Raw genomic sequence first — 24884 nt, forward strand, 5'->3', positions numbered from 1 at the left:
CTGCCGCCGAAACATTCAACCTGGCCGCACTATAGCCGCTTGCGCTCGCTTGAGGGAGCGATACCAAGCGATTCACGGTATTTGGCGATGGTACGACGGGCAACCTGGATGCCCTGTGCCTCCAGTAAACCAGCGATCTTACTGTCGCTCAATGGCTTTTTGGGGTTTTCCGCAGCGACCAACTTCTTGATGATCGCGCGGATAGCGGTGGAGGAGCACTCGCCGCCTTCGGCCGTACTGACGTGGCTGGAGAAGAAGTATTTCAGCTCATAAATACCCCGTGGCGTGTGCATGTATTTCTGCGTGGTCACGCGCGAGATGGTCGATTCGTGCATGCCTACCGCCTCGGCGATGTCGTGTAGCACAAGGGGCTTCATCGCTTCGTCGCCGTGTTCGAGAAAGCCACGCTGATGCTCGACGATCTGCGTGGCGACCTTCATCAGCGTCTCGTTGCGGCTCAGCAGGCTCTTGATGAACCAGCGCGCTTCCTGCAGCTGGTTGCGCATGAAGGTGTTGTCGGCGCTGGAGTCGGCGCGCTTGACGAAGCCGGCGTATTGCGCGTTGACCCGCAGGCGCGGCATGGCGTCCTGGTTCAACTCCACCAGCCAGCGATCGTTGTGCTTGCGCACAATCACATCTGGCACCACATATTCTGGCTCGCTGGCCTCGATTTGCGAGCCGGGGCGCGGGTTGAGGCTCTGTACCAGCTCGATCACCTGGCGTAGCTCATCTTCCTTGAGCTTCATCCTGCGCATCAGCAGGCTGTAGTCGCGATTACCCAGAACATCCAGGTAATCGCTCACCAGTTGCTTGGCCTGCTCCAGCCAGGCGGTCTGTTCGGGCAGCTGGCGCAGTTGCAGCAGCAGGCATTCGCTCAGGTTGCGGGCGCCGATGCCGGCGGGTTCGAACTGCTGGATACGGTGGAGCACCACTTCAATCTCGTCGAGTTCGACCTCGAGCTCGGGGTCCAGCGACTCGAGCACCTCTTCCAGGCTTTCTTCCAGATAGCCTTGGTCATTGATGCAGTCGATGAGGGTCGTGGCGATCAGGCGGTCGGTATCGCTCATTGGCGCCAGGTTGAGTTGCCAGAGCAGGTGGCTTTGCAGGCTGACGCCGCTTGAGGTGCGGGTGGTGAAATCCCAATCGTCATCGTCACTGCTCGGCAGGCTGCTGGCGCTGGTCTGGTAGATGTCTTCCCAGGCCGTGTCGACGGGCAGTTCGCTAGGAATGCGCTCGCCCCAGTCGCCTTCTTCCAGGTGGTCGGCGTTATGTGCGGGTTCTTCGTAACGATTGTCGCTGCTTGTCTGGCTGGCAGAGGAGCCTTCGCCGTTCTGGTCGGCGGCTTCGGCCATGGGATCGGCGTGGCTGAAGTCATCGCCGTCCTCCTCGCGCTCGAGCATCGGGTTGGAATCCAGGGCTTCCTGGATTTCCTGCTGCAGATCCAGCGTAGAAAGCTGCAGCAGTCGTATGGCTTGTTGCAGCTGCGGCGTCATCGTCAGCTGCTGGCCCATCTTCAGGACTAGCGATGGTTTCATGGCAGAGGACTTCGAACCTTATGTGCCGGCGCAACCGCGCCTATTCCCAATAGGCGCCAGGCGCCGAATGAAAGCAAATTATATGCCTGCCAGCGAAGCCTTTGCCTAGGCCAGAACTGTTGGATTACGCAAAAAACCGACGTGCCGACCGCTCACAGGCGGAACTCGTGGCCCAGGTAGACTTCTTTGACCAACTGATTGGCCAGGATGGTTTCGGCGTCGCCCTCGGCTATCAGCTGGCCGTCGTTGACGATGTAGGCCGTTTCGCAGATATCCAGTGTTTCGCGAACATTATGGTCGGTGATCAGAACGCCGATACCTTTGGCCTTGAGGTGTTGGATGATCTGCTTGATATCGCCCACGGAGATCGGATCGACGCCAGCGAAAGGTTCGTCCAGCAGGATGAACTTGGGCGCTGTGGCCAGGGCGCGGGCGATTTCTACCCGGCGTCGTTCGCCGCCGGACAGGCTCATGCCAAGGCTGTCGCGAATATGACTGATGTGAAACTCCTGCAACAGCGCTTCGAGCGCCTGTTGTCGACCGGCGCGATCGAGGTCCTTGCGCGTCTCCAGGATCGCCATGATGTTGTCCGCCACCGAGAGTTTACGGAAGATCGACGCTTCCTGTGGCAGGTAGCCGATACCGGCGCGGGCGCGGCCATGCATCGGCAGGTGGGTGACGTCCTGCTGGTCGATCAGCACGCGCCCCTGATCGGCGCCCACGAGACCGACGATCATGTAGAAGCAGGTAGTCTTGCCGGCACCATTGGGGCCGAGCAGGCCGACGATCTGCCCGCTCTCGATCGACAGGCTGACGTCGCGCACGACCTGGCGACTCTTGTAGCTCTTGGCGAGGTGCTGCGCTTTGAGAACGGCCATTACTGCGCCTGCTCCGCCGGCTGCTCTTTCTTGCGTGGCTGGATGACCATGTCGATGCGCGGCTGCGGCGTGGTCACCGCGGTATTGGTGGCACGCCCGGCGTTGACGATCTGCCGCTGGGTGTCATAGACGATCTTCTCGCCCTCGAAGGTATTGCCTTCCTGCACCACTTTGGCTTGGTCGATCAGCACGATGCGCTCGTTCGCTGCGAAGTACTGGATGGTCAGGCCGTAAGCCTTGACGATCTCTTTGTCTACTGCCGGCTTCTGCTCGTAATAGGCAGGCTTGCCGATGGAGGTGAAGACCTCGACATCGCCATTGCCGTCCTGGGTAATAGTTACGGTGTCACCGGTGATCTTCATCGTGCCCTGGGTGATCACCACGTCGCCGCGATAGACCGCGACGCCCTGCTGGTCGTCCAGTTCGGCCGTGTCGGCCTGAACGCGGATCGGCTGGTTGCGATCTTCTGGCAGTGCCGAGGCAGTGGTACCAAGCAACAATGCGCTCAAACCGAGCAGGAGGGGGAGGGTCTTAACGCAGCTCATGCTTGCCTCTTACATTGGACAGCAGGTGCATCCTGCCATCATCCAGATACGCTTTCATTCCCGTGGCCGTCGTGACGCCGTTGGCGGCCTCGATTCTAACGGCTTGCCGGGTTTCGGCATAATCCTTCTCCGGCCACACCGTCATCCGGCTGGTGGTGAGAATGGTGGGGCGGCCCTTGGCGTCGGTACGCTCGACGCGCACCTGGTCGATCAGTTCGACTTCGCTGCCGCCAGCGGCAACTTCGCCGCGCTCGCTGCGAACATGCCAGGGCAGTTCGGTGCCGCGGTAGGCATACAGGTCGGGGCGTGTCAGCAGGCTGACATCGTTGGCTTTGAGGTGCTCCATCTTGTCCGCGGTCAGCTCATAGTGGCGCTTGCCATCCGGTTGGAACTGTACGGTGCGGGCGTTGAGCACGTAGAAATCGATCGGCGATTCCGCCGGGGCGGCCGCTGCCGGCTGCTGCATGAAGCTCTCCGGGCGGATGTTCCAGTAGCCGACCGCCACCAGTAGGGCGGCAATCAGCATCAGCAGGGCGGGAAAGCGCAGTTTGCGAAGCATCGGAACCTCTACAGGTAGGCCGATTGAGCGGCCGCCAGGTTGCCCTGGGCGTGCAGAATCAGCTCGCAGAATTCGCGGGCCGCACCCTCGCCGCCGCGCGCTCGGGTGACGCCGTGGGCATGCTGGCGCACGAAGGCATCGGCGCTGGCCACGGCCATGCCCAGGCCGACCCGGCGGATAACCGGCAGGTCGGGCAGATCGTCGCCCAGATAGGCGACTTCAGCGTAGCTCAGTCCCAGTTCGTCCAGCAGCTCGTCGAGCACCACCAGCTTGTCCTCGCGCCCCTGATAGAGATGCTGGATGCCGAGGTTCTGAGCGCGGCGCTCGACCACGGGAGTCTTGCGGCCACTGATGATGGCGGTGCGCACGCCGGAATTGATCAGCATCTTGATGCCGTGGCCGTCCAGTGTGTTGAACGTCTTGAATTCGCTGCCGTCAGTGAGAAAGTACAGGCGGCCGTCGGTCAGTACGCCATCGACGTCGAAGATCGCCAGGCGGATGTCGCGAGCGCGCTGCAGCAGATCCTGGTGCATCACATCACTCCCGCACGTAGCAGGTCGTGCATGTTCAGCGCGCCGATCGGCAGCCCTGTGGCGTCGATCACCACCAGCGAGTTGATCTTGTGATCCTCCATGATCTTCAGCGCTTCGGCAGCCAGCATGTCGGCATTGGCTGTCTTGCCGCGGGCCGTCATGACATCGTCGATGAGTGACTGGCGCACGTCGATCCCCTTGTCGAGGGTGCGGCGCAGGTCGCCGTCGGTGAAGATTCCCGCGAGGCGTCCATCGTGCTCCACCACAACGGTCATGCCCAGCCCTTTGCGAGTCATTTCCAGCAGGGCGTCGCGCAGCGAGGTGCCGCGCTGGACTTTGGGCAGACGCTCGCCGGTGTGCATCACGTGCTCGACCTTGAGCAGCAGGCGGCGGCCGAGTGCGCCTCCCGGATGTGAAAATGCGAAATCCTCGGCGGTGAAGCCGCGCGCTTCGAGCAGCGCGATGGCAAGTGCGTCGCCGAGTACCAGGCTGACGGTGGTCGAGGACGTGGGGGCAAGATTGAGCGGGCAGGCTTCCACGGCCACGCTGGCGTCGAGATTGACTGCCGCGGCCTTGGCCAGTATTGACTCGGGATTGCCGGTCATGCTGATCAGATTGAGCCCAAGGCGTTTGATCAGTGGCAGTAGGGTGACGATCTCGCTGGTGGTGCCGGAGTTGGACAGCGCCAGTACTACGTCGTCGCGGGTGATCATGCCCATGTCGCCGTGGCTGGCTTCGGCCGGGTGCACGAAGAATGCCGGGGTGCCGGTGCTCGCCAGAGTCGCGGCGATCTTGCGGCCGATGTGACCGGACTTGCCCATGCCCACGACTACCACGCGTCCCTTACAGGCAAGGATCAGCTCGCAGGCATGCACGAAGCGTTCGTCGATGCGGCTGCGAAGCTGTTCGACGGCTTCGGTTTCCAGCTGGATGGTGCGTTGCGCGGTGTCTATCAGTTGGCTGCTCTGACTCATCGTGGGCGAGGTCGGTCGATTAAAAGGGCGGGATTATAGCGCCAATCGAGCGCGCGCTGATGAGAAAAATGCCCATGCACAGATCGCGATTGCAGCGTCGGAGGGTGGGCAAAGTCTGCGCTGACATCTCCGGAAACTCCGGTCGGTTGGGTCGCTGTGAGGGCGGTGCTATAGTGCGCCGCCGAAAACGGTCATGGCAGAAAGTATCCCGCAGCGGTCGGGAGCCGTCTGTTTCGCAGACTGCATGCAAGGAGACCAGATGAGCGCCTGCAATGACTTCGCCGTCGAGCTGAAGGGAGTGACCTTCATGCGTGGTGAGCGAAGTATCTTCGACAACATCGATATTGCCATTCCTCGCGGCAAGGTCACTGCGATCATGGGGCCGTCCGGCTGCGGCAAGACGACCCTGCTGCGCCTGATAGCCGCCCAGCTGATGCCGCATCGTGGCGAGATCTGGGTGGCCGGCAACAACCTGCCGAGTCTTTCGCGTAGCGAACTGTTCGACATGCGCAAGCAGATGGGCGTGCTGTTCCAGAGCGGTGCGTTGTTCACCGATCTCGATGTGTTCGAGAACGTCGCGTTCCCGCTGCGGGTGCACACCCGGCTGCCGGAGGAGATGATCCGCGATATCGTGCTGATGAAGTTGCAGGCGGTTGGCCTGCGCGGCGCCGTCGAGCTGATGCCCGACGAGCTCTCCGGCGGGATGAAGCGTCGCGTGGCGCTGGCGCGGGCTATCGCGCTGGATCCGCAGATTCTCATGTACGACGAGCCGTTCGCCGGTCAGGATCCGATCGCGATGGGCGTTCTGGTGCGGTTGATCCGACTGCTCAACGATGCCCTCGGAATCACCAGTATCGTCGTGTCCCACGATCTCGCGGAGACCGCATCGATCGCCGACTACATCTATGTGGTCGGCGACGGTCAGGTGCTTGGCCAGGGCGTGCCGGCAGAGTTGATGGAGTCTAACAATCCGCGCATCCGGCAGTTTATGACTGGGTCGGCCGACGGCCCGGTTCCGTTTCATTTTCCTGCGCCGGCCTATGCTGACGATCTGTTGGGAGGCGCCGATGCGTAAGCGTTCGCTGTTGGACAGGATCGCCCTGCTCGGTCGCGCGGGGCTCGATGTGCTCGCGGCACTGGGGCGCTCGACGATCTTTCTGGTCCACGCGCTGTTCGGCCGTAGCGGGCTACGCAACGGCCTGGCGCTGCTGATCAGGCAGCTCTACTCGGTGGGTGTGTTGTCGCTGGCGATCATCGTCGTGTCTGGCATCTTCATCGGCATGGTTCTGGCGCTGCAGGGCTACAACATCCTCAGTAGTTACGGCTCGGAACAGGCGGTCGGCCAGATGGTCGCTCTGACCCTGCTGCGCGAGCTTGGGCCGGTGGTTACGGCCCTGCTGTTCGCGGGTCGTGCGGGCTCGGCGCTGGCGGCCGAGATCGGCAACATGAAGTCCACCGAACAGTTGTCGAGCCTGGAGATGATCGGGGTCGATCCGCTCAAGTACATCATCGCACCGCGCTTGTGGGCAGGCTTCATCTCGTTGCCGCTGCTGACGCTGATCTTCAATGTGGTCGGCATCTGGGGTGGGGCAATGGTTGCCGTTGATTGGCTCGGTGTTTATGAGGGGTCGTACTGGGTCAACATGCAGAACAGTGTCGACTTCCGCTCGGATGTGCTCAACGGCGTGATCAAAAGCCTGGTGTTCGCGCTAGTAGTGACCTGGATCGCGGTGTTTCAGGGCTATGACTGCGAGCCGACCTCCGAAGGGATCAGCCGGGCCACGACGCGTACCGTGGTATACGCCTCGTTGGCGGTGCTGGGCCTCGATTTCATTCTGACCGCGTTGATGTTTGGAGATTTCTGATGCGTATCCGCTCACTGGAAATGGGTGTCGGCCTGTTTCTGCTTGCCGGTCTGCTGGCGCTGTTGCTGTTGTCGCTGCGGGTCAGCGGGTTGAGTGTCGGTAATGCCGATACCTACAAGGTGTATGCCTTTTTCGACAATATTGCCGGTTTGACGGTCAGATCCAAGGTGACCATGGCCGGCGTGACCATTGGCAAGGTCACTGCCATCGATTTGGATCGCGATAGCTTCACTGGTCGCGTGACGATGGAAATACAGCAGGATGTCGACATGCTGCCGGTCGATTCCACCGCCTCGATCCTTACCGCCGGGCTGCTCGGCGAGAAGTACATCGGCATCAGTGTTGGCGGTGACGAGGAAGCGCTTGGTGATGGCGACACGATCAGCGACACCCAGTCTTCGCTTGTGCTCGAAGACCTGATCGGCAAGTTCCTGCTCAACTCGGTTAACAAGGAATAAGGAGTGCTTCGAATGATGACTGCCCTGCGTCGCGGGCTGCTGGTTCTGCTGGCCGTACTGCCGCTGTTTGCCCAGGCGGCGGTGAGCCCGCACCAGCTGATTCAGCAGACCACCGATCGGCTGCTGGCCGATCTGAAAGCCAACAAGGAGCAGTACCGCAGCGATCCTTCGGCGTTCTACGATGCGCTGAACGGCATTCTCGGGCCGGTCGTGGATGCCGAAGGCATTTCGCGCAGCATCATGACTGTCAAATACTCGCGCAGCGCTACACCCGAGCAGATGGCGCGCTTTCAAGAAAACTTCAAACGCAGCCTGATGCAGTTCTACGGCAATGCCCTGCTCGAATACAACAACCAGCAGATCCGCGTTTTGCCGCCGACCGGCAAACAGGACGGCAAGCGTACCAGCGTCGGCATGGAAGTGGTCGGGCGCCAGGGCGAGGTCTACCCGGTTTCCTACACGATGGTTAACGACGGCGAATGGCGTGTGCGCAACGTGATCATCAACGGCATCAACATTGGCAAGCTGTTCCGCGACCAGTTCGCTGACTCGATGCAGAAGAATGGTGGCGATCTGGACAAGACCATCGATGGTTGGGCCGAGGTCGTGGCTCGCGCCAAGGACACGTCGGCCGGTCAGCAGGCCAGCGGAAATGAATGACGGACGCATCGAAAGCCTGCCCGGCGGAGCATTGCGTCTGCTGGGTGTGCTTGATCTGCGTACCGGTCCGGTTCTGCGTGAGCAGGGTCGGGAGCTGATTCGTGCAGAGATGGGCGCGGCGCTGGTGCTCGACTGTTCGGCGGTGGAGAAGTCCAGCAGCGTCGGCCTGTCGCTGTTGCTGGCCTTCATGCGCGACGCCCGGGCGGCACAGCGTCAGGTGCGCATCACCGGGATGCCGGCCGACATGCTGGAAATCGCCCGGGTCTCCGGGCTGCTGGACATCCTGCCGCTGGATGCGGTATCTGCGGGGGGCGACACATGAGTCTGCGCTGGGCCGAACGCATGCGCGACCAGCTTCATGGCCTGGCCGAAGCGCTGGGCAACCTGCTGGTCGAGGGGTTTCATTATCTTGCGTTGTTCGCTATCGGTGGCGTGACGGCGTGGGCGGCTTTCCTGGCCTTCCTCGGCATGGTCGAGAAGGGGCATATTACGGTCGACGATATTCTGCTGCTGTTCATCTACCTCGAGCTGGGCGCGATGGTCGGCATCTATTTCAAGACCAACCACATGCCGGTGCGCTTCCTGATCTATGTGGCGATTACCGCGCTAACCCGACTGTTGATCTCTGATATTTCCCATCACCATCGCCCGGACATGGGCGTCGTCTACGTGTCTGGCGCGATCCTGCTGCTGGCGCTGGCGATTCTGGTGGTGCGCTTTGCCTCATCGCGCTTCCCGGCGGTGCAAAGCGATAGCGGCCGCCACGCGCGGCGTCCTGAACGCGACCAGGCGGCCGAGACGCTGGAATGAGACGAACCGCGTCTCGCCAGCGCGGTTCGGGGTTCGCAGCCTCCGGGCTTTTTTGTATGATGGCCGGCCCGTGCGCGTCCTGCGCCGATCGAGGTTGAACATGCAGGCCCTAGAAGTGAAGAATTTTCTGGAAGCGAAGCTTCCCGGAGCTGTGGTGGAAGTGGAAGGCGAAGGCTGCAACTTCCAGCTCAATGTGATCAGCGACGATCTGGCCACCCTGGGGCCGGTCAAGCGGCAGCAGCAGATCTACGCGCATCTCAATCCGTGGATCGCCGATGGCAGCATTCATGCCGTCACCATGAAATTCTTCAGTCGTGCCGACTGGGCCGCGCGCGCCTGAGCGGCGGTCGAGGCGATTCACATTCCAGGCCGCGCGCGTCGCGAAGACCGCGCCACGCCCTTCGACAGAGCTTTCCAGCCTGCGGGTTACGGGAACATTCATGGATAAACTGATTATTACCGGTGGTGCTCGCCTCGATGGCGAGATTCGCATTTCCGGCGCGAAGAACTCCGCCCTGCCGATTCTGGCTGCGACCCTGCTGGCCGACACGCCGGTCACCGTCTGCAACCTACCGCACCTGCACGACATCACCACGATGATCGAGCTGTTCGGACGCATGGGTGTTCAGCCAGTCATCGACGAAAAACTCAGCGTCGAGGTGGACGCCAGCAGTATCAAGACGCTGGTCGCGCCCTATGAGCTGGTCAAGACCATGCGTGCATCGATCCTGGTGCTCGGCCCGATGGTCGCGCGCTTCGGCGAGGCTGAAGTGGCATTGCCGGGTGGTTGTGCCATCGGTTCGCGCCCGGTAGACCTGCACATTCGCGGTCTGGAGGCGATGGGGGCGCAGATCGAGGTCGAAGGCGGTTACATCAAGGCCAAGGCACCGGCTGGCGGCCTGCGCGGCGCAACCTTCTTCTTCGATACCGTGAGCGTCACCGGCACCGAGAACATCATGATGGCTGCTGCCCTGGCCAACGGTCGCAGCGTGCTGGAAAACGCCGCGCGCGAACCGGAAGTGGTCGATCTGGCCAATTTCCTCAATGCGATGGGGGCCAAGGTTTCCGGTGCGGGCACAGACACCATCGTCATCGACGGCGTCAAGCGCCTCGGTGGCGGCCGCTACAGCGTCATGCCCGATCGTATCGAGACCGGCACCTATCTGGTAGCTGCGGCAGCGACTGGCGGCCGTGTGCGCCTGAAGGATACCGACGCCACGCTGCTTGAGGCAGTGCTGCACAAGCTGGTTGAGGCTGGCGCGCACATCGACAGCGGCAGCAACTGGATCGAGCTGGATATGAAGGGCAAGCGGCCGAAGGCCGTCAACGTGCGTACCGCACCTTACCCAGCATTCCCCACCGACATGCAGGCGCAGTTCATTGCCCTCAACGCCATCGCCGAAGGCACTGGCACGGTGATCGAGACGGTGTTCGAAAATCGCTTCATGCATGTTTACGAAATGAACCGCATGGGCGCGCAGATCCTCGTCGAAGGCAATACCGCCATCGTGACCGGTGTCGATCGGCTCAAGGGCGCGCCGGTGATGGCGACCGACCTGCGCGCATCGGCGAGCCTGGTGATCGCCGGCCTCGTGGCCGAGGGCGATACCCTGATCGATCGCATCTACCACATTGACCGTGGCTACGAGTGCATCGAGGAGAAGCTGCAGTTGCTGGGGGCGAAGATTCGCCGCGTTCCGGGCTGATAGCAATCCGCGACGCAGCGGTCGTGTTGCGCTGAAACAGGCTCGGAATGCTCGTTTACGGATTGTAGACTCCGCTTCCTGGCTTGTTCCTGTCATGCATGACGCTCGCTTGCGAGATCGTAGTTGGTCATGTGGTCGCCGTTAAGGTTGACCGTTGCCGTTCAAGGAAAACGCTTCATGCTCACCATCGCCCTATCCAAAGGCCGCATTCTCGACGATACCCTGCCGCTGCTCGCGGCCGCGGGCATCGTGCCCACCGAGAACCCGGACAAGAGCCGCAAGCTGATCATTCCGACCACGCAAGATGATGTGCGCCTGCTGATCGTGCGTGCCACCGACGTGCCGACCTATGTCGAACACGGCGCAGCGGACCTCGGCGTTGCCGGCAAGGACGTGCTCATGGAGTACGGCGGCCAGGGGTTGTACGAGCCGCTCGACTTGAGGATCGCCAACTGCAAGCTGATGACCGCCGGCAAGGTCGGTGCGCCGGAGCCCAAGGGACGGCTGCGGGTGGCGACCAAGTTCGTTAACGTCGCCAAGCGTTACTACGCCGAGCAAGGTCGCCAGGTCGACATCATCAAACTCTACGGCTCGATGGAACTCGCACCGCTGGTAGGGCTGGCCGACAAGATCATCGACGTGGTCGATACCGGCAACACCCTGCGTGCCAACGGTCTGGAGCCGCAGGAGCTGATCGCCACAATCAGCTCGCGGCTAGTGGTCAACAAGGCGTCGATGAAGATGCAGCATGGGCGCATCCAGGCGCTGATCGACTCGCTACGCGCTGCCGTCGAGCGACATTCGCACTGACTTCGCCTCGGCGCCGCTCTGCTCGCGCCTATCCGTGCCATACCGAAAATCTCGGGTGCGCGCGCGGTCGGCTTGCTAATCTAGCGGCGCTTTAGAGCCTGATCTTCGGGTCGTTGTGCGTACAACGACCACGAGCAGTTCCCGATGCCTAGCCAACCATGAGGCCCGCCATGACCGTTCCCGCCGCTATTCGCCGACTCAATGCTGCCGATGCCGATTTCGCCCGGCATCTGGATCATCTGCTGAGCTGGGAAAGCGTCTCCGATGACGGTGTGAATGCGCGAGTGCTGGAGATCATCCAGGCAGTGCGCACCCGCGGCGATGCGGCACTGGTAGAGCTGACCCAACGCTTCGACGGTCTGGAAGTTTCCAGCATGGCCGACCTGATCCTGCCGCGCGCGCGCCTAGAGCAGGCGCTGGAGCGCATCACGCCGGAGCAGCGCAAGGCGCTGGAGCTGGCTGCCGACCGGGTGCGCATCTATCACGAGCGGCAGAAGCAGGATTCCTGGACCTATACCGAGGCCGACGGCACGGTACTCGGACAGAAAGTCACCCCGCTGGACCGCGCCGGCCTCTACGTGCCGGGCGGCAAAGCGTCCTATCCGTCGTCGGTGCTGATGAATGCCATCCCGGCCAAGGTTGCCGGCGTGCCTGAAGTGGTAATGGTGGTGCCGACTCCGCGCGGCGAGGTCAATGAGCTGGTGTTGGCCGCAGCCTGCATCGCCGGGGTGGATCGTGTGTTCACCATCGGCGGCGCGCAGGCTGTAGCTGCGCTGGCCTATGGCACCGAAAGCGTGCCGCCGGTGGACAAGATCGTCGGTCCCGGCAACATCTACGTCGCCACGGCCAAGCGTCATGTGTTCGGCCAGGTCGGTATCGACATGATCGCCGGCCCGTCGGAGATTCTCGTGGTCTGCGATGGACAGACCGACCCGGATTGGATCGCGATGGACCTGTTCTCCCAGGCCGAACACGACGAGGATGCGCAGTCTATTTTGGTCAGCCCGGACGCGGCGTTCCTTGATCGCGTCGCCGAGAGCATTGCCCGGCTGCTGCCGACGCTGGAGCGTGCCGACATTGCGCGTACCTCCATCGAAAGTCGCGGCGCGCTGATCCAGGTCGCCGACATGGCTCAGGCCATCGAAGTGGCCAACCGCATCGCTCCTGAGCACCTGGAGCTGTCGGTGGAAAATCCCGAGCAGTACCTGGAGCAGATCCGCCATGCCGGAGCGATCTTCATGGGTCGCTACACCGCCGAGGCGCTGGGCGACTATTGCGCCGGTCCCAACCACGTGTTGCCGACCTCCGGCACTGCGCGCTTCTCCTCGCCGCTGGGCGTGTACGACTTCCAGAAGCGCTCGTCGATCATCAATTGCTCGGCCGAGGGCGCTTCGCAGCTGGGTAAGGTCGCATCGGTACTGGCGCGCGGCGAGTCGTTGACCGCTCACGCGCGCAGCGCCGAGTACCGCATCAAGTAAGCCGGAGGGTGGAAACGGCCGCAGGCCTTTCCACCACACCTCACTTGGTGGAAAACACCGCGCGGTTTTCCATCGACGCCAAGCATCGAATTCGAGGAGAGAAGGGCGGATGAGCAGATTCTGGAGCCCCTTCGTCAAGGACCTGGTGCCCTATGTCCCGGGCGAACAGCCGAAGCTGAGCAAGCTGGTCAAGCTCAATACCAACGAGAACCCCTACGGCCCGTCGCCGCGGGCGATCGCTGCGATGCAGGAGGAAGTCGGCGACGACCTGCGCCTGTACCCCGACCCCAACGGCGAGCGCCTCAAACAGGCGGTAGCCGACTATTACGGCGTGCAGCCGAACCAGGTGTTCGTTGGCAACGGTTCCGACGAGGTGCTTGCACATGCCTTCCACGGCCTGTTCCAGCACGGACGTCCGCTGCTATTCCCCGATGTGACCTACAGCTTCTACCCGGTTTATTGCGGACTTTACGGTATTGCCTACGAAACTATCGCGCTGGACGAACAGTTCCGCATCGACGTAGCCGATTACGCGCGCCCGAACGGCGGCATCATCTTCCCCAACCCGAACGCGCCGACCGGCTGCCTGTTACCGCTAGACGCCATTGAGCGGCTGCTGCAGGTCAACTGCGATTCCGTGGTGCTGGTGGACGAGGCCTATGTGGACTTCGGCGGCCAATCGGCCATCGCGCTGATCGATCGCTATCCGAATTTGCTGGTGACCCAGACGCTGTCCAAGTCGCGTTCGCTGGCAGGTTTGCGCGTCGGCCTCGCGGTCGGCCATCCGGAGTTGATCGAGGCGCTGGAGCGGATCAAGAACAGCTTCAACTCCTACCCGCTGGATCGCATCGCCATTGCCGGTGCCGCCGCGGCATTCGAGGATCGTGCGTATTTCGAGCAGACCTGCCAGCAGGTAATCGCCAGTCGCGAACAGGTCGTTGCGGCGATGACGGCACTGGGCTTCGAGGTGCTGCCGTCATCCGCCAACTTCATCTTCGCTCGTCATCCCCAGCACGATGCCGGCGGGCTCGCCGCCGGATTGCGCGAGCAGGGCGTGATCGTGCGTCACTTTCGCCAGCCGCGCATCGAGCAGTTCCTGCGCATCACCATTGGCACGCCGGAGCAGAACCAGGCGCTGCTGGCGGCATTGGGCGGGCTCTGCCGGCGGGCATAACTCGAGCCTGTCGGCAGCGGCGCGCTACTCGGGTTTGGTGGGCTTCTGCGTAGTGGCCGCGACCGGCGGCCGCATGCCGACTTCCGCGGTTAAGGTCAGCGGCTTGCCATTGCGCAGGATGTCGATGTCGATCTTGTCACCAGGGCGGGTGCGCGCAACCTGATTCATCGAGCTGCGCCCGTCGCTGGCCTGTTCACCGTCGATGCTCAGGATCAGGTCGCCGGGCTGCAGTCCGGCGCGCTCCGCCGGCCCATCGCGATAGACGCCGGCGACGACGATGCCCGGGCGGCCTTCCTGTCCGAACGACTCGGCCAGTTCCTGCGTCAGCGACTGCACCTCGACGCCCAGCCAGCCGCGGATGACCTGGCCGTGCTGGATGATCGACGTCATTACCTCCAGCGCCAGCTTCACCGGGATCGCGAAGCCGATGCCTTGTGAGCCGCCGGACTCGGAAATGATTGCCGTGTTGATGCCGATGAGGCTGCCGTTGGCGTCCACCAGCGCGCCACCCGAGTTGCCGCGGTTGATCGCGGCGTCGGTCTGGATGAAATCTTCGTAGGTATTGAGGCCCAACTGGTTGCGTCCGGTGGCGCTGATGATGCCCATCGTCACTGTCTGGCCAACGCCGAACGGGTTGCCGATGGCAAGGGCGACGTCGCCGACACGGATGCTGTCGGAGTGCCCGACCTTGATCACGGGTAGTTCGGCCAGGTCGATCTTGAGCACCGCCAGGTCGGTTTCCGGGTCGCTGCCGATAACCCGGGCCAGGGTTTCCCGACCGTCGCGCAACGCCACCACGATCTGCTCCGAGTTGGCGGTGACGTGGTTGTTGGTCAGCAGGTAGCCTTCCGGGCTCATGATCACCGCCGAACCGAGGCTCGATTCCATACGACGCTGACGCGGCAGGCTGTCGCTGAAGAAACGCTGGAACACCGGGTCCTTCGCCAGCGGCTGCTGTTGGGGCTTCTCGACCACCTTGGTGGTGTACAGGTTGGCCACCGCCGGTGCGGCTCCGCTGACGGCCGCTGCATAGGAATTCGGTCCGGGAGTCGTCGCGATGGGTTGCGGTGCGCGCTCCAGGGTGTAGCTCTCAGCGGCACCGCCGACCAGTTGTGGGTAGCGTTGAATGAGCAGCAGCGCGACGAGAATACCTACCAGCAGCGGCCAGCCAATGAAACGCAGGGCATTGAGCATCGCGAAGGATCCGGACAGGTTGCGAGCGCAGGGAGCGCCCCTTTAAGGTGGCGGCATTATACGAAGCTGCAAACGAAATGCAGCTGCGCTCTGCCGTATCGCGGTGTGTGCGAGATGCCTCAGACGAGTGCGCCCGGCCGAGCTTCGCTGCCGCAGAATCTGTTCGCTTTCCCATTGAATTCGAGAGGTGCGCATGTCCGTTGCGCTTACGACACTGGTCGCCGAGTGTGATCGTTATCTGAATGTGGCGAAGATCGCCGACTATTGCCCCAACGGTCTGCAAGTCGAAGGCCGGGCGCAAGTGCGGCGTATCGTCAGCGGCGTGACGGCCAGCCAGGCGCTGCTGGACGCTGCGGTCGAGGTGCAGGCTGACGTGGTGCTGGTGCATCACGGCTATTTTTGGAAGAACGAGGACGCGCGCATCGTCGGCATGAAGCAGCGGCGGCTGAAGACGTTGCTGAACCACGACATCAGTCTGCTCGCCTACCACCTGCCGCTGGATGTGCATCCGGAAGTCGGCAACAACGCGCAGCTCGCGCGGGTGCTGGGCTTGCGCGTCGAGGGGGCGCTGGAGCCGGATAATCCGAAATCAGTGGGGCTGGTCGGCTCGCTGCGTGCGCCCATGTCGCCGGTGGAATTCCAGCGCCAGGTGCACCAGGCGCTCGGCCGCGAACCGCTGTTGATTGATGGGCAGCGACCGATCCAGCGTATCGCCTGGTGCACCGGCGGCGCGCAGGGTTATATAGAGCAGGCGGTGGCCGCCGGCGTCGATGCCTACCTGACTGGCGAAATATCCGAGCCGACGGTACACATCGCGCGTGAGAATGGATTGAGTTTTTTCGCCGCCGGGCATCACGCCACCGAGCGCTATGGCGTGCAGGCGCTGGGCGACTATCTGGCCACGCAATTCGGCATCGAGCACCGCTTCATCGATTGCGCCAACCCGGCCTGACGACCGGATTCTTCGTCTAGCGCAAGCGCCGTTGCGCGCAGATCTGCGGCTATAAATCTATAAGATTTCGATCTAACTGACGCCCTGATTAGAATCGGGGCGCGTGCTAGAGTTGGCGCCTTTCCACGGCCCTGTGCCGTTCATCTGCACAAACCGCGAGTAGATATGGTCGACAAACTGACGCATCTGAAACAGCTGGAGGCGGAAAGCATCCACATCATCCGTGAGGTTGCCGCGGAGTTCGACAACCCGGTGATGCTCTATTCCATCGGCAAGGATTCGGCCGTGATGCTGCACTTGGCGCGCAAGGCCTTCTACCCCGGCAAGCTGCCCTTTCCGGTAATGCATGTCGATACGCGTTGGAAGTTCCAGGAGATGTACCGCTTCCGCGAGCGGATGGTTGCAGAGATGGGGCTGGAGCTGATCACCCACATCAACCCGGATGGCATCGCCCAGGACATCAACCCGTTCACTCACGGTAGCGCCAAGCACACTGACGTGATGAAGACCGAGGGGCTCAAGCAGGCGCTGGACAAGTATGGTTTCGATGCGGCCTTCGGTGGTGCGCGCCGCGACGAAGAAAAGTCCCGCGCCAAGGAGCGCGTCTATTCCTTCCGCGACAGCAAGCATCGCTGGGATCCGAAGAACCAGCGTCCCGAGCTGTGGAACGTATACAACGGCAAGGTCAAGAAGGGCGAGTCGATCCGCGTGTTCCCGTTGTCCAACTGGACCGAATTGGACATCTGGCAATACATCTATCTTGAGCAGATCCCAATCGTGCCGTTGTACTTCGCCGCCGAACGCGAGGTGATCGAAAAGAACGGCACGCTGATCATGATCGACGACGAGCGCATCCTCGAGCACCTGTCCGATGACGAGAAGTCACGCATCACCAAGAAGATGGTGCGTTTCCGCACCCTCGGCTGCTACCCGCTGACCGGCGCCGTGGAATCGACCGCCACCACGCTGCCGGAAATCATCCAGGAGATGCTCCTGACCCGTACTTCCGAGCGCCAGGGCCGCGTGATCGACCACGATCAGGCCGGCTCGATGGAAGAAAAGAAACGCCAGGGCTACTTCTAAGGATTTCGCACCATGTCTCACCAATCCGATCTGATCAGCGAGGACATCCTCGCGTACCTGGCCCAGCACGAGCGCAAGGAGCTGCTGCGCTTCCTCACCTGCGGCAACGTCGACGATGGCAAGAGCACCCTGATCGGGCGTCTGCTGCACGACTCCAAGATGATCTACGAAGATCACATGGAGGCCATCACCAAGGACTCCAAGAAGGTCGGCACCACCGGCGACGACGTCGACCTGGCACTGCTGGTCGATGGCCTGCAGGCCGAGCGCGAGCAGGGCATCACCATCGATGTCGCCTACCGCTATTTCAGCACTGCCAAACGCAAGTTCATCATCGCCGACACCCCCGGCCACGAGCAGTACACCCGCAACATGGCTACCGGCGCATCCACTTGCGACCTGGCGATCATCTTGGTGGACGCCCGCTACGGTGTGCAGACGCAGACGCGCCGCCACAGCTATATCGCCTCGCTGCTGGGCATCAAGCACATCGTTGTGGCCATCAACAAGATGGATTTGATGAACTTCGATCAGGCCGTATTCGAGCGCATCAAGGACGACTACCTGGCGTTCGCCGAGCGCATCGGGCTGCAGCCGACCTCGCTGTTCTTCGTGCCGATGTCGGCGCTCAAGGGCGACAACGTGGTCAACCGTAGCGAACGCGCCCCGTGGTACGACGGCCAGTCGCTGATGGAGATTCTCGAAAGTGTCGAGATCGCCGGCGATCGCAATTTCGACGACCTGCGTTTTCCCGTGCAGTACGTCAACCGGCCCAACCTGAACTTCCGCGGTTTCGCCGGCACCCTGGCCAGCGGCATCGTGCGTAAGGGCGACGAGATCGCTGTGCTGCCGTCCGGCAAGACCAGCAGAATCAAGTCCATCGTCACGTTCGACGGTGAGCTGGAGCAGGCCACGCCGGGCGAGGCCATTACTCTGACGCTGGAAGACGAGATCGACGTCTCGCGCGGCGACATGCTGGTGCATGCCGACAACCGCCCGCGTATTGCCGACAGCTTCGACGCCATGCTGGTGTGGATGGGCGAGGAGCCGATGCTGCCGGGCAAGAAATACGATATCAAGCGCGCTACCAGTTACGTGCCGGGTTCGATCGCCAGCATCATCCACAGCGTGGACGTGAACACGCTGGAGCGAGCTGCGGCGAGCAGCCTGCAGCTCAACGAGATTGGCAAGGTCCGGGTCAGCCTGGATGCGCCCATCGCGCTGGATGGCTACGCGCAGAACCGCACCACGGGTGCCTTCATCGTCATCGACCGGCTGACCAACGGTACCGTCGGCGCCGGCATGATCATCGCCGATCCGGTGGCTCACGGCGCCGGTGGCCACCACGGCACGCTGGCCCACGTCTCCACCGAGGAGCGAGCGACGCGTTTCGGCCAGCAACCAGCCACCGTGCTGTTCAGCGGCCTGTCCGGGGCCGGCAAGAGCACCTTGGCTTATGCCGTGGAGCGCAAACTGTTCGACATGGGGCGGGCCGTGTATGTGCTTGATGGTCAGAACCTGCGGCACGACCTGAACAAAGGACTGCCGCAGGATCGTGCCGGTCGCACCGAGAACTGGCGCCGCGCCGCACACGTGGCTAAGCAGTTCAACGAGGCCGGACTGCTGACGCTCGCCGCCTTCGTCGCTCCAGATGCCGAGGGCCGCGAGCAGGCCAAGGCCCTTATCGGCGCTGATCGGCTGATAACCGTGTATGTGCAGGCATCGCCGCAGACCTGCCGCCAGCGCGACCCGCAGGGGCTGTACGCGGCCGGCGATGACAACATCCCGGGTGAGTCCTTCCCCTACGATGTACCGCTGAATGCGGACCTGGTGGTCGATACCGAAACCGCGACGGTGGAAGAAGGCGCAACGCAGGTGATCCAGATGCTGCGTGAGCGCGGGGCGATCTAAATGGCCGCATAGAAGAAAAGAACGCCCTGCGGATGCAGGGCGTTTCTTTTTACGGGTAGATGACCGTCAGTTCTGCATCGATTCCAATCTGCGTAAACGGTTTGGATCGGCCGTAGGCGTGAAGGTGCAGGTGGCGCTCAGGAGGCTTCGGCGAGAATGCGAAAGAACACACTTTCCAGCGATATTGCCGGCTGGATGGCGAGCAGGTGCCCGCCGGTGTTGTTGAGGTGAGCAATGGCATTGGGGAGTTCGTGCTGTTCCATCTCACATTCGTACTCGCCGGGGCGAAGGGTAACGCAGCTTTTCCCAAGCGCCTGGTCGGCCTGGTAGCGCACAAGGAAATGGTCGGCCCGTTCGGCTGCCAACTCACGCGGTGAGCGGACCGTCAGCAACTGGCCCTTGTTGATGAAGCCGAACCGGTCGGCGATGCGTTCAACATCGTGCAGAACGTGCGATGTAAAAAAGATCGCGCCGCCCTGCTGCTTGTAGTCGTTGAGAATGTCGACCACATCCTTGCGACCCACCGGGTCCAGGCCGGACAGCGGCTCGTCGAGCACCAACAGCCGCGGCTGGACAGCCATCGCGTGGGCCAGCGCCGTGCGCTGCACGTTGCCCTTGGATAGATGCCGAATGCGCCGCTTGGCGTATTCTGCGATGGAAAAGCGTTCCAGCCACTGCATGCACCAAGCTTCGGCGTCGCTACGGTCGATGCCATACATCGACAGCCCCATACGCAGTATTTCCAGCGGCGTGAACTGGTCGTAAAGCGCTGGCGCTTCCGGAACGTAAGCCATGCCGCGCCGGGCTTCGGCCTGATGCGCATCGGTGCCGTAGAGCGTCACTTGTCCCTGGTAGTCGTTGATGATGTCCAGCATGATCTTGATCGTGGTGGACTTGCCCGCACCGTTGGGGCCCACGAAGCCGAATACTTCTCCTTCATCCAGGCGGAAGCTTACATCGCGTACAGCCTCGACCCGCTTGCCCTTGGTCCGGAAGGTATGGCTGACGCCCTTGAATTCCACGGCTGCGCTCAAGGCTATTCCTCCAATCCGGCAATCTTCAGTTTTTTCAGTTCGACCTGTCCGCCGCGCAGTTCATAGCCAAGGCGCAATGGATCGGCAGGTAGGTTGTCGAGGATATGCGTTTCGACCAGCTGTTCCAGATGGGTCAGCGGACCATATGTGGACTCGAAACGGCGCTGCGCTTCGCGCAGCATGAGCAGGCCCTGCAGTCGGATGACGCGCTTGTCGAGCATCTCCCGCAGCTGCGGGTCTGAGGTGCTGTCGCGTTGTTGGATCAGGTAATTGAGTGCCAGGCGCTCGTTGGCGAGCTGCTCGGCGCGCAGCATGATCGCCAGCTTGCGCATGGCCGCGGCATTACCTGTTGAACGCTGCGCGCCGATCTCCAGCATACGGGCCGCGGCTTCTTTATCGCGCTGAAAGAAGGAAAGGTTGATGCCATAGAAGAACGGCGGAAATTCATCCCAGAAGCGGCAGTCGACCGCAGCGCGCAGCACGTCATTGCCCTGCTCCACGGCGCCGCCCCAGGTGAGCAGGCCGTTGGCCAGATAGTAATTGTCTTCATGGCAGGCGTTGAGGCGGGCGACTTCGCGCTGGGCACGGACCAAATAACCGGTATCCACGCCGCGATCATCCATGCCAGTCGCAGCCAGGCGCATGGTTTCGAGATCGGCGGCCAGAAAGCGGTCACCGCCATGCAGGACGACCAGCAATGGCGCGGGAATTACCACGCGATCGGCGAAGAAGGCCGGTGTCAGCGTTACCGGTTGTTGGGCGCGCCAAATGGCGAGGGCTGCGAACAGCGCGAAACCCAGCAGGGCGACGCTCAGCGAGCGATGCATACGCATGTCAGGCGAAACGCTTACGCTGCAATGCCCATACCGCCAGTCCCAGCAGGCCGACCGTGTAGACTAGGCAAGACAACAGCAGCCAAGGCCAGTCGGCCGGCAGCAATTCCATTCGGCCATACAGGGCGATCATGCGCACATCCAGCGCGCCCAGGTCGGGCAACAAGTAGCCCAGAAGCCCGATGCCGGATCGATAATTTTCCGCATCGGTTACCACAGCGGTATTGCGGGTCAGCAGCTCGACAATCGCGCCGAACGAGCGCGCCACCAGCATGAAACCGAACGTGCCGATCAGGACGAAACTCGGTGTGGACGCGACCACCGCGAGCAAACTGGCGACTGCCGCAAGCAACTGTAGATCAACGGCGATAAAAGCAATCGTAACCAGATACTGGGGGCCCAAGGCAACCGGCGTTGCTTGTGCGTAATTCTGGCCAATCAACCAGACCAGCAGCGCCAGCGCGGCGGCCAACAGCACCAACAATCCGAGCGTCAGGGCTACAACGGCGGCGAAGCGACCCAGCAACAGATTGCGTCGCGGATTAGGATAGGAAAGCGTATTGAGGATATAGCGACGGTCAAATTCGCGCGACAGCAGTTCCTGGGTCGTCAGGACGAGTATCAGAGGCAACAGTAGTCGTAGCAATGACAGGCCGATATCCAGCGCCACGGTGGCGGGCTGACGACCGCTGAACTGTGCGGAAAGAAACACTGCAATGGTCAGTGCCAGCAGAGAGCTTGCCGCTAGCCAAGCAAAGCGAGCGCGAGATGCGAGGCGAAAGGCGATTACGACATCGGGAGAGGCTGCCATGAGTAAATTACCATGTGCGAATCTTTCGGAATTTTAGCTCCAATGTTGATTCGTTGTATTATTCAATGCTGGTGGATTATCTCGCTTTGCTTGCTGCTAAGATATTTATTGAGTTCTTGGCGTCTGCCCATGCGGAGGTGTCATTGCTGGTTGCTTGGAGCTCAAAAAACCTAGGAATGGCAATCGCGATTAGCGTAGAAATTATGGCAACAGTAATTAGCACTTCAATGAAGGTGAATGCTGATGAGTGCTTCATTTTAGTCTCATGGAGAAAGGGGCTGCGCGCCCCTTTCTGGTTTGGTAACGTTAGAGCGCCTTCGCGTATGTTGCATTCTTCACTTGCGCTGCTAAGCGTAGTTCCATTATTACTTAACAGCGGCTTCTAGCGGAGTTGCGCTATCGCAAAAGCCAGACAGGCTTTTTGCAGCAACGCTTCCGCCAGCGGTGGTTGCAAATGCAGCTTTGCCGAAATTTTGAGACTCGAACGTGTCATCGGTGGATTTGCAGGACGAGTCATTCCATACCGAGTTACCCGCTTCGTCTTTGTCTACTACGGCGCACTTGATCGTTTCGATTTTACGGTTGCCGCCTTTATGACAGGTGGCGACTTTGATTACATTGTTTGCTTTTTGGCAGGAGAAGGCGCCAAAGACATTGCTCGAAAGATTAATGGTTACTTCCTGGGAGAGAAGCTCGCAGCCCGCAGCGTCTGCAGTAATTGGAGTGCCGGATTTGATTTCTGCTGCATAGCCGTTTGCGGCAAAGATGCTGGTGGCCATAGCCAAGCCGATTAGGTATTTTTTCATGTTATGTGCTCCTTAAAGCTGGGCGGCTGCTAAAACGCTGATGGAATTTTTTGCATCGGCCGTTGCGACAGTGTCATTGGATTTTGCGCGGTATTCGTTGAACTGCGGAATAGCGATAGCAGCCAGAATGCCGATGATTGCAACTACGATCATCAATTCAATCAGGGTGAAACCTTTTTGCTTCTTGGACTTCATGGAAAAGCTCCTGTGTTGGTAAGGTCTTGGACCCGGCGTAACAGGAGCAGCTTCTATGCCAGGCGTGGCGGGATAGTTCGAGGTGAGGTCAAGGGTGTGCGCTGGCTCACTATTTGGTCTTCCCGATCTGGATTGGTTTTACGTGGCGGGCGCCGTGTGGCGGCGTTTACCCGTTTTTCGTCGCCATCCTTGCTCGGCCACGGTGCTCCTCCACGATTCTTGATAGGCCTGGGCGCCGAGGCGGGCGAATGGCAGTCACTACGGCTGCGCTCGTCAGCAAGTGACAAAAAACGCCACACGGTTTCTGTCGGTTTGGCTCGCTCTCGGAACTGCGTTATAAGGCAGCGATTCTTTCCCGCCTCTGGTTCGCTTTCATGAACGAAACTGTTTCCCTCGGTGGTCTCGCGCGGCAGTTGGTGCTGGCGGGCCAGTTGGATGAAAAGGCTGCGATGCAGGCGCAGCTGCAGGCACAGCGCAATCAGTCGTCGCTTGTGACGTGGCTGGTACAGAACAAGCTGGTCAAGAGTCGTGTGCTTGGGGAGATCGCCGCCGACCAGTTCGGCGTGCCGTTCTTTGATCTCTCGGCGCTAGATAAGGATACCCAGCCGCGCGATCTGGTCAGCGAAAAGCTGGTGCGCCAGCACCGTGCTCTACCGTTGCAACGCCGTGGCAATAAGCTGTACGTGGCAGTGTCGGACCCGACTAATCATCAGGCCATCAGCGATATCCAGTTCAATACCGGACTCTCTGTCGAGGGCGTGCTGGTCGAGGATGACAAGCTGGGCGAGGCCATCGAAAAGTTCTTCGAGTCGGCCGCTACGGCACTCGACGGTTTGAGCAGCTCGGATCTGGAGGATCTGGATGTTGAGGTGGCCGGAGAGGCGAAAGATGATGGCGCGGAGCACAGCGAGGCCGATGACGCGCCGGTGGTGCGCTTCGTCAATAAGATGTTGTTGGATGCCATCAAGGGTGGCTCGTCCGACCTGCACTTCGAGCCTTACGAGAAGACCTATCGCGTGCGCTTTCGTACCGACGGCATGTTGCACGAGGTTGCTCGCCCTCCAGTGCAGTTGGTCAGCAGGATTTCGGCGCGATTGAAGGTCATGGCCAGCCTGGATATCGCCGAGCGGCGTAAGCCGCAGGACGGGCGAATCAAGATGAAGGTGTCAAAAACCAAGTCCATTGATTTTCGCGTGAACACGCTGCCCACGCTGTGGGGCGAGAAGATCGTGATGCGGATTCTGGATTCGGCCAGCGCGCAGATGGGGATCGATGCCCTGGGTTATGAGGACGACCAGAAAGAGCTGTACATGAACGCCCTTAAACAGCCGCAGGGCATGATCCTGGTGACTGGCCCCACGGGATCGGGCAAGACGGTTTCGTTGTATACCGGCCTGAACATCCTCAATACCGTTGACGTGAACATCTCTACCGCGGAGGACCCGGTGGAGATCAACCTGGAGGGGATCAACCAGGTCAACGTCAATCCGCGTCAGGGAATGGATTTTGCTCAGGCGTTGCGTGCTTTTCTGCGCCAAGACCCAGATATCATCATGGTCGGCGAGATTCGTGACCTTGAAACCGCCGAGATTGCTATCAAGGCGGCGCAAACCGGGCATATGGTCATGTCGACGCTGCACACCAATAGCGCAGCGGAAACGCTGACGCGTCTGCGTAATATGGGGGTGCCGGCTTTCAATATTGCGACTTCGGTCAACTTGATCATTGCGCAGCGGTTGGCGCGCAAGCTTTGCCCGGCGTGCAAGAGGGAGGTTGACGTGCCGCGCGAGGTGCTTCTCAAGGAGGGGTTCCCGGTTGAAAAGATCGGCACATTCAAACTATTTGGTCCAGTGGGCTGCGATAGTTGCAAGGGTGGCTACAAGGGGCGTGTCGGTATTTATGAAGTGGTTAAAATCACGCCAGCGTTGCAGCGGCTTATCATGGAAGAAGGTAACTCCATCGATATCGCCCAGCAGGCGCGCAAAGATGGTTTCAATGATTTGCGCACTTCGGGACTGGTCAAGGCCATGCACGGCGTCACCAGCCTGGAGGAAGTCAACCGCGTGACCAAGGATTAACC

The 24884-nt window shown here is 61.1% G+C and carries 28 protein-coding genes; 15 read left to right on the forward strand and 13 right to left on the reverse strand.

The window, feature by feature from the left end; genetic code table 11:
* Window positions 1–29 precede the first annotated feature (29 nt).
* The 6 genes from HU825_RS09180 to HU825_RS09205 all read right to left on the reverse strand — a co-directional run bounded on the left by HU825_RS09180 (window position 30) and on the right by HU825_RS09205 (window position 5024).
* On the reverse strand, window positions 30–1535 hold the full coding sequence (locus HU825_RS09180; RefSeq protein ID WP_043295794.1) for an RNA polymerase factor sigma-54: 1506 nt from the start codon (window positions 1533–1535) through the stop codon (window positions 30–32).
* Window positions 1536–1687: 152 nt separating this feature from the next.
* The gene (gene lptB / locus HU825_RS09185; RefSeq protein ID WP_054093575.1) at window positions 1688–2413 is read right to left on the reverse strand and encodes an LPS export ABC transporter ATP-binding protein; all 726 of its coding nucleotides are present in this window, start codon (window positions 2411–2413) and stop codon (window positions 1688–1690) included.
* On the reverse strand, window positions 2413–2958 hold the full coding sequence (gene lptA, locus HU825_RS09190) for a lipopolysaccharide transport periplasmic protein LptA (RefSeq protein ID WP_043295795.1): 546 nt from the start codon (window positions 2956–2958) through the stop codon (window positions 2413–2415). The genes lptB and lptA overlap by 1 nt, the downstream gene beginning before the upstream one ends.
* Window positions 2945–3517: an LPS export ABC transporter periplasmic protein LptC gene (gene lptC, locus HU825_RS09195; RefSeq protein ID WP_054093576.1), complete on the reverse strand. Its 573-nt coding sequence runs from the start codon at window positions 3515–3517 to the stop codon at window positions 2945–2947. Before lptC ends, lptA begins: the two co-directional genes overlap by 14 nt.
* A gap of 8 nt (window positions 3518–3525) precedes the next feature.
* Window positions 3526–4050: a 3-deoxy-manno-octulosonate-8-phosphatase KdsC gene (gene kdsC, locus HU825_RS09200; RefSeq protein WP_043295797.1), complete on the reverse strand. Its 525-nt coding sequence runs from the start codon at window positions 4048–4050 to the stop codon at window positions 3526–3528.
* Entirely contained in the window at window positions 4050–5024 is a 975-nt protein-coding gene (locus HU825_RS09205) for a KpsF/GutQ family sugar-phosphate isomerase (protein WP_043295798.1), read from the reverse strand. Before HU825_RS09205 ends, kdsC begins: the two co-directional genes overlap by 1 nt.
* A 259-nt stretch (window positions 5025–5283) precedes the next feature.
* On the opposite strand from HU825_RS09205, the gene HU825_RS09210 reads away from it, so the two are divergent.
* From HU825_RS09210 to hisC, 11 genes are all read left to right on the forward strand, one after another.
* Window positions 5284–6099, forward strand: a complete 816-nt coding sequence (locus HU825_RS09210; RefSeq protein ID WP_043295799.1) for an ATP-binding cassette domain-containing protein — start codon at window positions 5284–5286, stop codon at window positions 6097–6099.
* A complete protein-coding gene (gene mlaE, locus HU825_RS09215; RefSeq protein ID WP_043295800.1) occupies window positions 6092–6889 on the forward strand; it encodes a lipid asymmetry maintenance ABC transporter permease subunit MlaE in 798 nt (265 codons plus the stop codon). The genes HU825_RS09210 and mlaE overlap by 8 nt, the downstream gene beginning before the upstream one ends.
* On the forward strand, window positions 6889–7347 hold the full coding sequence (mlaD, locus tag HU825_RS09220; RefSeq protein ID WP_043295801.1) for an outer membrane lipid asymmetry maintenance protein MlaD: 459 nt from the start codon (window positions 6889–6891) through the stop codon (window positions 7345–7347). The genes mlaE and mlaD overlap by 1 nt, the downstream gene beginning before the upstream one ends.
* Window positions 7348–7359: 12 nt before the next feature.
* Window positions 7360–8007: an MlaC/ttg2D family ABC transporter substrate-binding protein gene (locus HU825_RS09225; RefSeq protein ID WP_156716296.1), complete on the forward strand. Its 648-nt coding sequence runs from the start codon at window positions 7360–7362 to the stop codon at window positions 8005–8007.
* Window positions 8000–8329 (forward strand): STAS domain-containing protein, encoded by a 330-nt coding sequence (locus tag HU825_RS09230; RefSeq protein WP_234303349.1) that lies wholly within the window; start codon window positions 8000–8002, stop codon window positions 8327–8329. Before HU825_RS09225 ends, HU825_RS09230 begins: the two co-directional genes overlap by 8 nt.
* On the forward strand, window positions 8326–8817 hold the full coding sequence (locus HU825_RS09235) for a phosphate-starvation-inducible protein PsiE (RefSeq protein WP_156716298.1): 492 nt from the start codon (window positions 8326–8328) through the stop codon (window positions 8815–8817). Before HU825_RS09230 ends, HU825_RS09235 begins: the two co-directional genes overlap by 4 nt.
* A gap of 100 nt (window positions 8818–8917) precedes the next feature.
* The gene (locus tag HU825_RS09240; protein ID WP_234303350.1) at window positions 8918–9157 is read left to right on the forward strand and encodes a BolA family protein; all 240 of its coding nucleotides are present in this window, start codon (window positions 8918–8920) and stop codon (window positions 9155–9157) included.
* A 100-nt stretch (window positions 9158–9257) separates the two neighbouring features.
* Window positions 9258–10523, forward strand: coding sequence for a UDP-N-acetylglucosamine 1-carboxyvinyltransferase (murA, locus tag HU825_RS09245; protein WP_138299324.1), 1266 nt, complete (start codon window positions 9258–9260; stop codon window positions 10521–10523).
* Between the two features lie 177 nt (window positions 10524–10700).
* Window positions 10701–11333: an ATP phosphoribosyltransferase gene (gene hisG, locus HU825_RS09250; protein WP_138299325.1), complete on the forward strand. Its 633-nt coding sequence runs from the start codon at window positions 10701–10703 to the stop codon at window positions 11331–11333.
* Between the two features lie 170 nt (window positions 11334–11503).
* Window positions 11504–12811 (forward strand): histidinol dehydrogenase, encoded by a 1308-nt coding sequence (gene hisD / locus HU825_RS09255; RefSeq protein ID WP_234303351.1) that lies wholly within the window; start codon window positions 11504–11506, stop codon window positions 12809–12811.
* Between the two features lie 109 nt (window positions 12812–12920).
* On the forward strand, window positions 12921–13985 hold the full coding sequence (hisC, locus tag HU825_RS09260; protein ID WP_234303352.1) for a histidinol-phosphate transaminase: 1065 nt from the start codon (window positions 12921–12923) through the stop codon (window positions 13983–13985).
* 24 nt (window positions 13986–14009) lie between these two features.
* Here hisC and algW read toward each other — a convergent pair whose 3' ends face one another.
* A complete protein-coding gene (gene algW, locus HU825_RS09265; RefSeq protein ID WP_234303353.1) occupies window positions 14010–15179 on the reverse strand; it encodes a Do family serine endopeptidase AlgW in 1170 nt (389 codons plus the stop codon).
* Window positions 15180–15372: 193 nt separating this feature from the next.
* Here algW and HU825_RS09270 point away from each other — a divergent pair, with 193 nt between their 5' ends.
* The 3 genes from HU825_RS09270 (at window position 15373) to cysN (ending at window position 19125) form a co-directional block, all read left to right on the forward strand.
* A complete protein-coding gene (locus HU825_RS09270) occupies window positions 15373–16131 on the forward strand; it encodes a Nif3-like dinuclear metal center hexameric protein (protein WP_234303354.1) in 759 nt (252 codons plus the stop codon).
* A 165-nt stretch (window positions 16132–16296) separates the two neighbouring features.
* A complete protein-coding gene (gene cysD / locus HU825_RS09275; protein ID WP_234303355.1) occupies window positions 16297–17214 on the forward strand; it encodes a sulfate adenylyltransferase subunit CysD in 918 nt (305 codons plus the stop codon).
* Window positions 17215–17226: 12 nt separating this feature from the next.
* Window positions 17227–19125, forward strand: a complete 1899-nt coding sequence (gene cysN / locus HU825_RS09280) for a sulfate adenylyltransferase subunit CysN (RefSeq protein ID WP_054093586.1) — start codon at window positions 17227–17229, stop codon at window positions 19123–19125.
* Window positions 19126–19262: 137 nt separating this feature from the next.
* On the opposite strand, the gene HU825_RS09285 is transcribed toward cysN, so the two are convergent.
* The 6 genes from HU825_RS09285 to HU825_RS18760 all read right to left on the reverse strand — a co-directional run bounded on the left by HU825_RS09285 (window position 19263) and on the right by HU825_RS18760 (window position 22804).
* Window positions 19263–20147 carry an ABC transporter ATP-binding protein gene (locus tag HU825_RS09285; RefSeq protein WP_234303356.1) on the reverse strand — a complete coding sequence of 295 codons (885 nt, stop codon included), beginning with the start codon at window positions 20145–20147 and terminating at the stop codon, window positions 19263–19265.
* Between the two features lie 14 nt (window positions 20148–20161).
* A complete protein-coding gene (locus HU825_RS09290; RefSeq protein WP_054093587.1) occupies window positions 20162–20992 on the reverse strand; it encodes a hypothetical protein in 831 nt (276 codons plus the stop codon).
* A 1-nt stretch (window position 20993) separates the two neighbouring features.
* Window positions 20994–21803: an ABC transporter permease gene (locus HU825_RS09295; RefSeq protein WP_054093588.1), complete on the reverse strand. Its 810-nt coding sequence runs from the start codon at window positions 21801–21803 to the stop codon at window positions 20994–20996.
* Window positions 21804–21879: 76 nt separating this feature from the next.
* Window positions 21880–22059 (reverse strand): type IV pilin protein, encoded by a 180-nt coding sequence (locus tag HU825_RS09300; protein ID WP_081002739.1) that lies wholly within the window; start codon window positions 22057–22059, stop codon window positions 21880–21882.
* 109 nt (window positions 22060–22168) lie between these two features.
* Window positions 22169–22609, reverse strand: a complete 441-nt coding sequence (locus tag HU825_RS09305) for a hypothetical protein (protein WP_152947535.1) — start codon at window positions 22607–22609, stop codon at window positions 22169–22171.
* Between the two features lie 12 nt (window positions 22610–22621).
* Entirely contained in the window at window positions 22622–22804 is a 183-nt protein-coding gene (locus HU825_RS18760; protein WP_284692207.1) for a type IV pilin protein, read from the reverse strand.
* A gap of 374 nt (window positions 22805–23178) precedes the next feature.
* Here HU825_RS18760 and pilB point away from each other — a divergent pair, with 374 nt between their 5' ends.
* Entirely contained in the window at window positions 23179–24882 is a 1704-nt protein-coding gene (gene pilB, locus HU825_RS09315) for a type IV-A pilus assembly ATPase PilB (RefSeq protein ID WP_234303357.1), read from the forward strand.
* The last annotated feature ends 2 nt before the right edge of the window (window positions 24883–24884 follow it).

The sequence above is a fragment of the Pseudomonas phenolilytica genome, from assembly GCF_021432765.1.
In the GTDB taxonomy this organism is placed as follows: domain Bacteria; phylum Pseudomonadota; class Gammaproteobacteria; order Pseudomonadales; family Pseudomonadaceae; genus Stutzerimonas; species Stutzerimonas phenolilytica.

What these genes read in the sequence shown, in the direction of transcription:
- HU825_RS09180 (WP_043295794.1), bottom strand. Translation starts at nt 1,535, where the DNA reads ATGAAACCATCGCTAGTCCTGAAGATGGGCCAGCAGCTGACGATGACG.
- lptB (WP_054093575.1), bottom strand. Translation starts at nt 2,413, where the DNA reads ATGGCCGTTCTCAAAGCGCAGCACCTCGCCAAGAGCTACAAGAGTCGC.
- lptA (WP_043295795.1), bottom strand. Translation starts at nt 2,958, where the DNA reads ATGAGCTGCGTTAAGACCCTCCCCCTCCTGCTCGGTTTGAGCGCATTG.
- lptC (WP_054093576.1), bottom strand. Translation starts at nt 3,517, where the DNA reads ATGCTTCGCAAACTGCGCTTTCCCGCCCTGCTGATGCTGATTGCCGCC.
- kdsC (WP_043295797.1), bottom strand. Translation starts at nt 4,050, where the DNA reads ATGCACCAGGATCTGCTGCAGCGCGCTCGCGACATCCGCCTGGCGATC.
- HU825_RS09205 (WP_043295798.1), bottom strand. Translation starts at nt 5,024, where the DNA reads ATGAGTCAGAGCAGCCAACTGATAGACACCGCGCAACGCACCATCCAG.
- HU825_RS09210 (WP_043295799.1), top strand. Translation starts at nt 5,284, where the DNA reads ATGAGCGCCTGCAATGACTTCGCCGTCGAGCTGAAGGGAGTGACCTTC.
- mlaE (WP_043295800.1), top strand. Translation starts at nt 6,092, where the DNA reads ATGCGTAAGCGTTCGCTGTTGGACAGGATCGCCCTGCTCGGTCGCGCG.
- mlaD (WP_043295801.1), top strand. Translation starts at nt 6,889, where the DNA reads ATGCGTATCCGCTCACTGGAAATGGGTGTCGGCCTGTTTCTGCTTGCC.
- HU825_RS09225 (WP_156716296.1), top strand. Translation starts at nt 7,360, where the DNA reads ATGATGACTGCCCTGCGTCGCGGGCTGCTGGTTCTGCTGGCCGTACTG.
- HU825_RS09230 (WP_234303349.1), top strand. Translation starts at nt 8,000, where the DNA reads ATGAATGACGGACGCATCGAAAGCCTGCCCGGCGGAGCATTGCGTCTG.
- HU825_RS09235 (WP_156716298.1), top strand. Translation starts at nt 8,326, where the DNA reads ATGAGTCTGCGCTGGGCCGAACGCATGCGCGACCAGCTTCATGGCCTG.
- HU825_RS09240 (WP_234303350.1), top strand. Translation starts at nt 8,918, where the DNA reads ATGCAGGCCCTAGAAGTGAAGAATTTTCTGGAAGCGAAGCTTCCCGGA.
- murA (WP_138299324.1), top strand. Translation starts at nt 9,258, where the DNA reads ATGGATAAACTGATTATTACCGGTGGTGCTCGCCTCGATGGCGAGATT.
- hisG (WP_138299325.1), top strand. Translation starts at nt 10,701, where the DNA reads ATGCTCACCATCGCCCTATCCAAAGGCCGCATTCTCGACGATACCCTG.
- hisD (WP_234303351.1), top strand. Translation starts at nt 11,504, where the DNA reads ATGACCGTTCCCGCCGCTATTCGCCGACTCAATGCTGCCGATGCCGAT.
- hisC (WP_234303352.1), top strand. Translation starts at nt 12,921, where the DNA reads ATGAGCAGATTCTGGAGCCCCTTCGTCAAGGACCTGGTGCCCTATGTC.
- algW (WP_234303353.1), bottom strand. Translation starts at nt 15,179, where the DNA reads ATGCTCAATGCCCTGCGTTTCATTGGCTGGCCGCTGCTGGTAGGTATT.
- HU825_RS09270 (WP_234303354.1), top strand. Translation starts at nt 15,373, where the DNA reads ATGTCCGTTGCGCTTACGACACTGGTCGCCGAGTGTGATCGTTATCTG.
- cysD (WP_234303355.1), top strand. Translation starts at nt 16,297, where the DNA reads ATGGTCGACAAACTGACGCATCTGAAACAGCTGGAGGCGGAAAGCATC.
- cysN (WP_054093586.1), top strand. Translation starts at nt 17,227, where the DNA reads ATGTCTCACCAATCCGATCTGATCAGCGAGGACATCCTCGCGTACCTG.
- HU825_RS09290 (WP_054093587.1), bottom strand. Translation starts at nt 20,992, where the DNA reads ATGCGTATGCATCGCTCGCTGAGCGTCGCCCTGCTGGGTTTCGCGCTG.
- HU825_RS09295 (WP_054093588.1), bottom strand. Translation starts at nt 21,803, where the DNA reads ATGGCAGCCTCTCCCGATGTCGTAATCGCCTTTCGCCTCGCATCTCGC.
- HU825_RS09300 (WP_081002739.1), bottom strand. Translation starts at nt 22,059, where the DNA reads ATGAAGCACTCATCAGCATTCACCTTCATTGAAGTGCTAATTACTGTT.
- HU825_RS09305 (WP_152947535.1), bottom strand. Translation starts at nt 22,609, where the DNA reads ATGAAAAAATACCTAATCGGCTTGGCTATGGCCACCAGCATCTTTGCC.
- HU825_RS18760 (WP_284692207.1), bottom strand. Translation starts at nt 22,804, where the DNA reads ATGAAGTCCAAGAAGCAAAAAGGTTTCACCCTGATTGAATTGATGATC.
- pilB (WP_234303357.1), top strand. Translation starts at nt 23,179, where the DNA reads ATGAACGAAACTGTTTCCCTCGGTGGTCTCGCGCGGCAGTTGGTGCTG.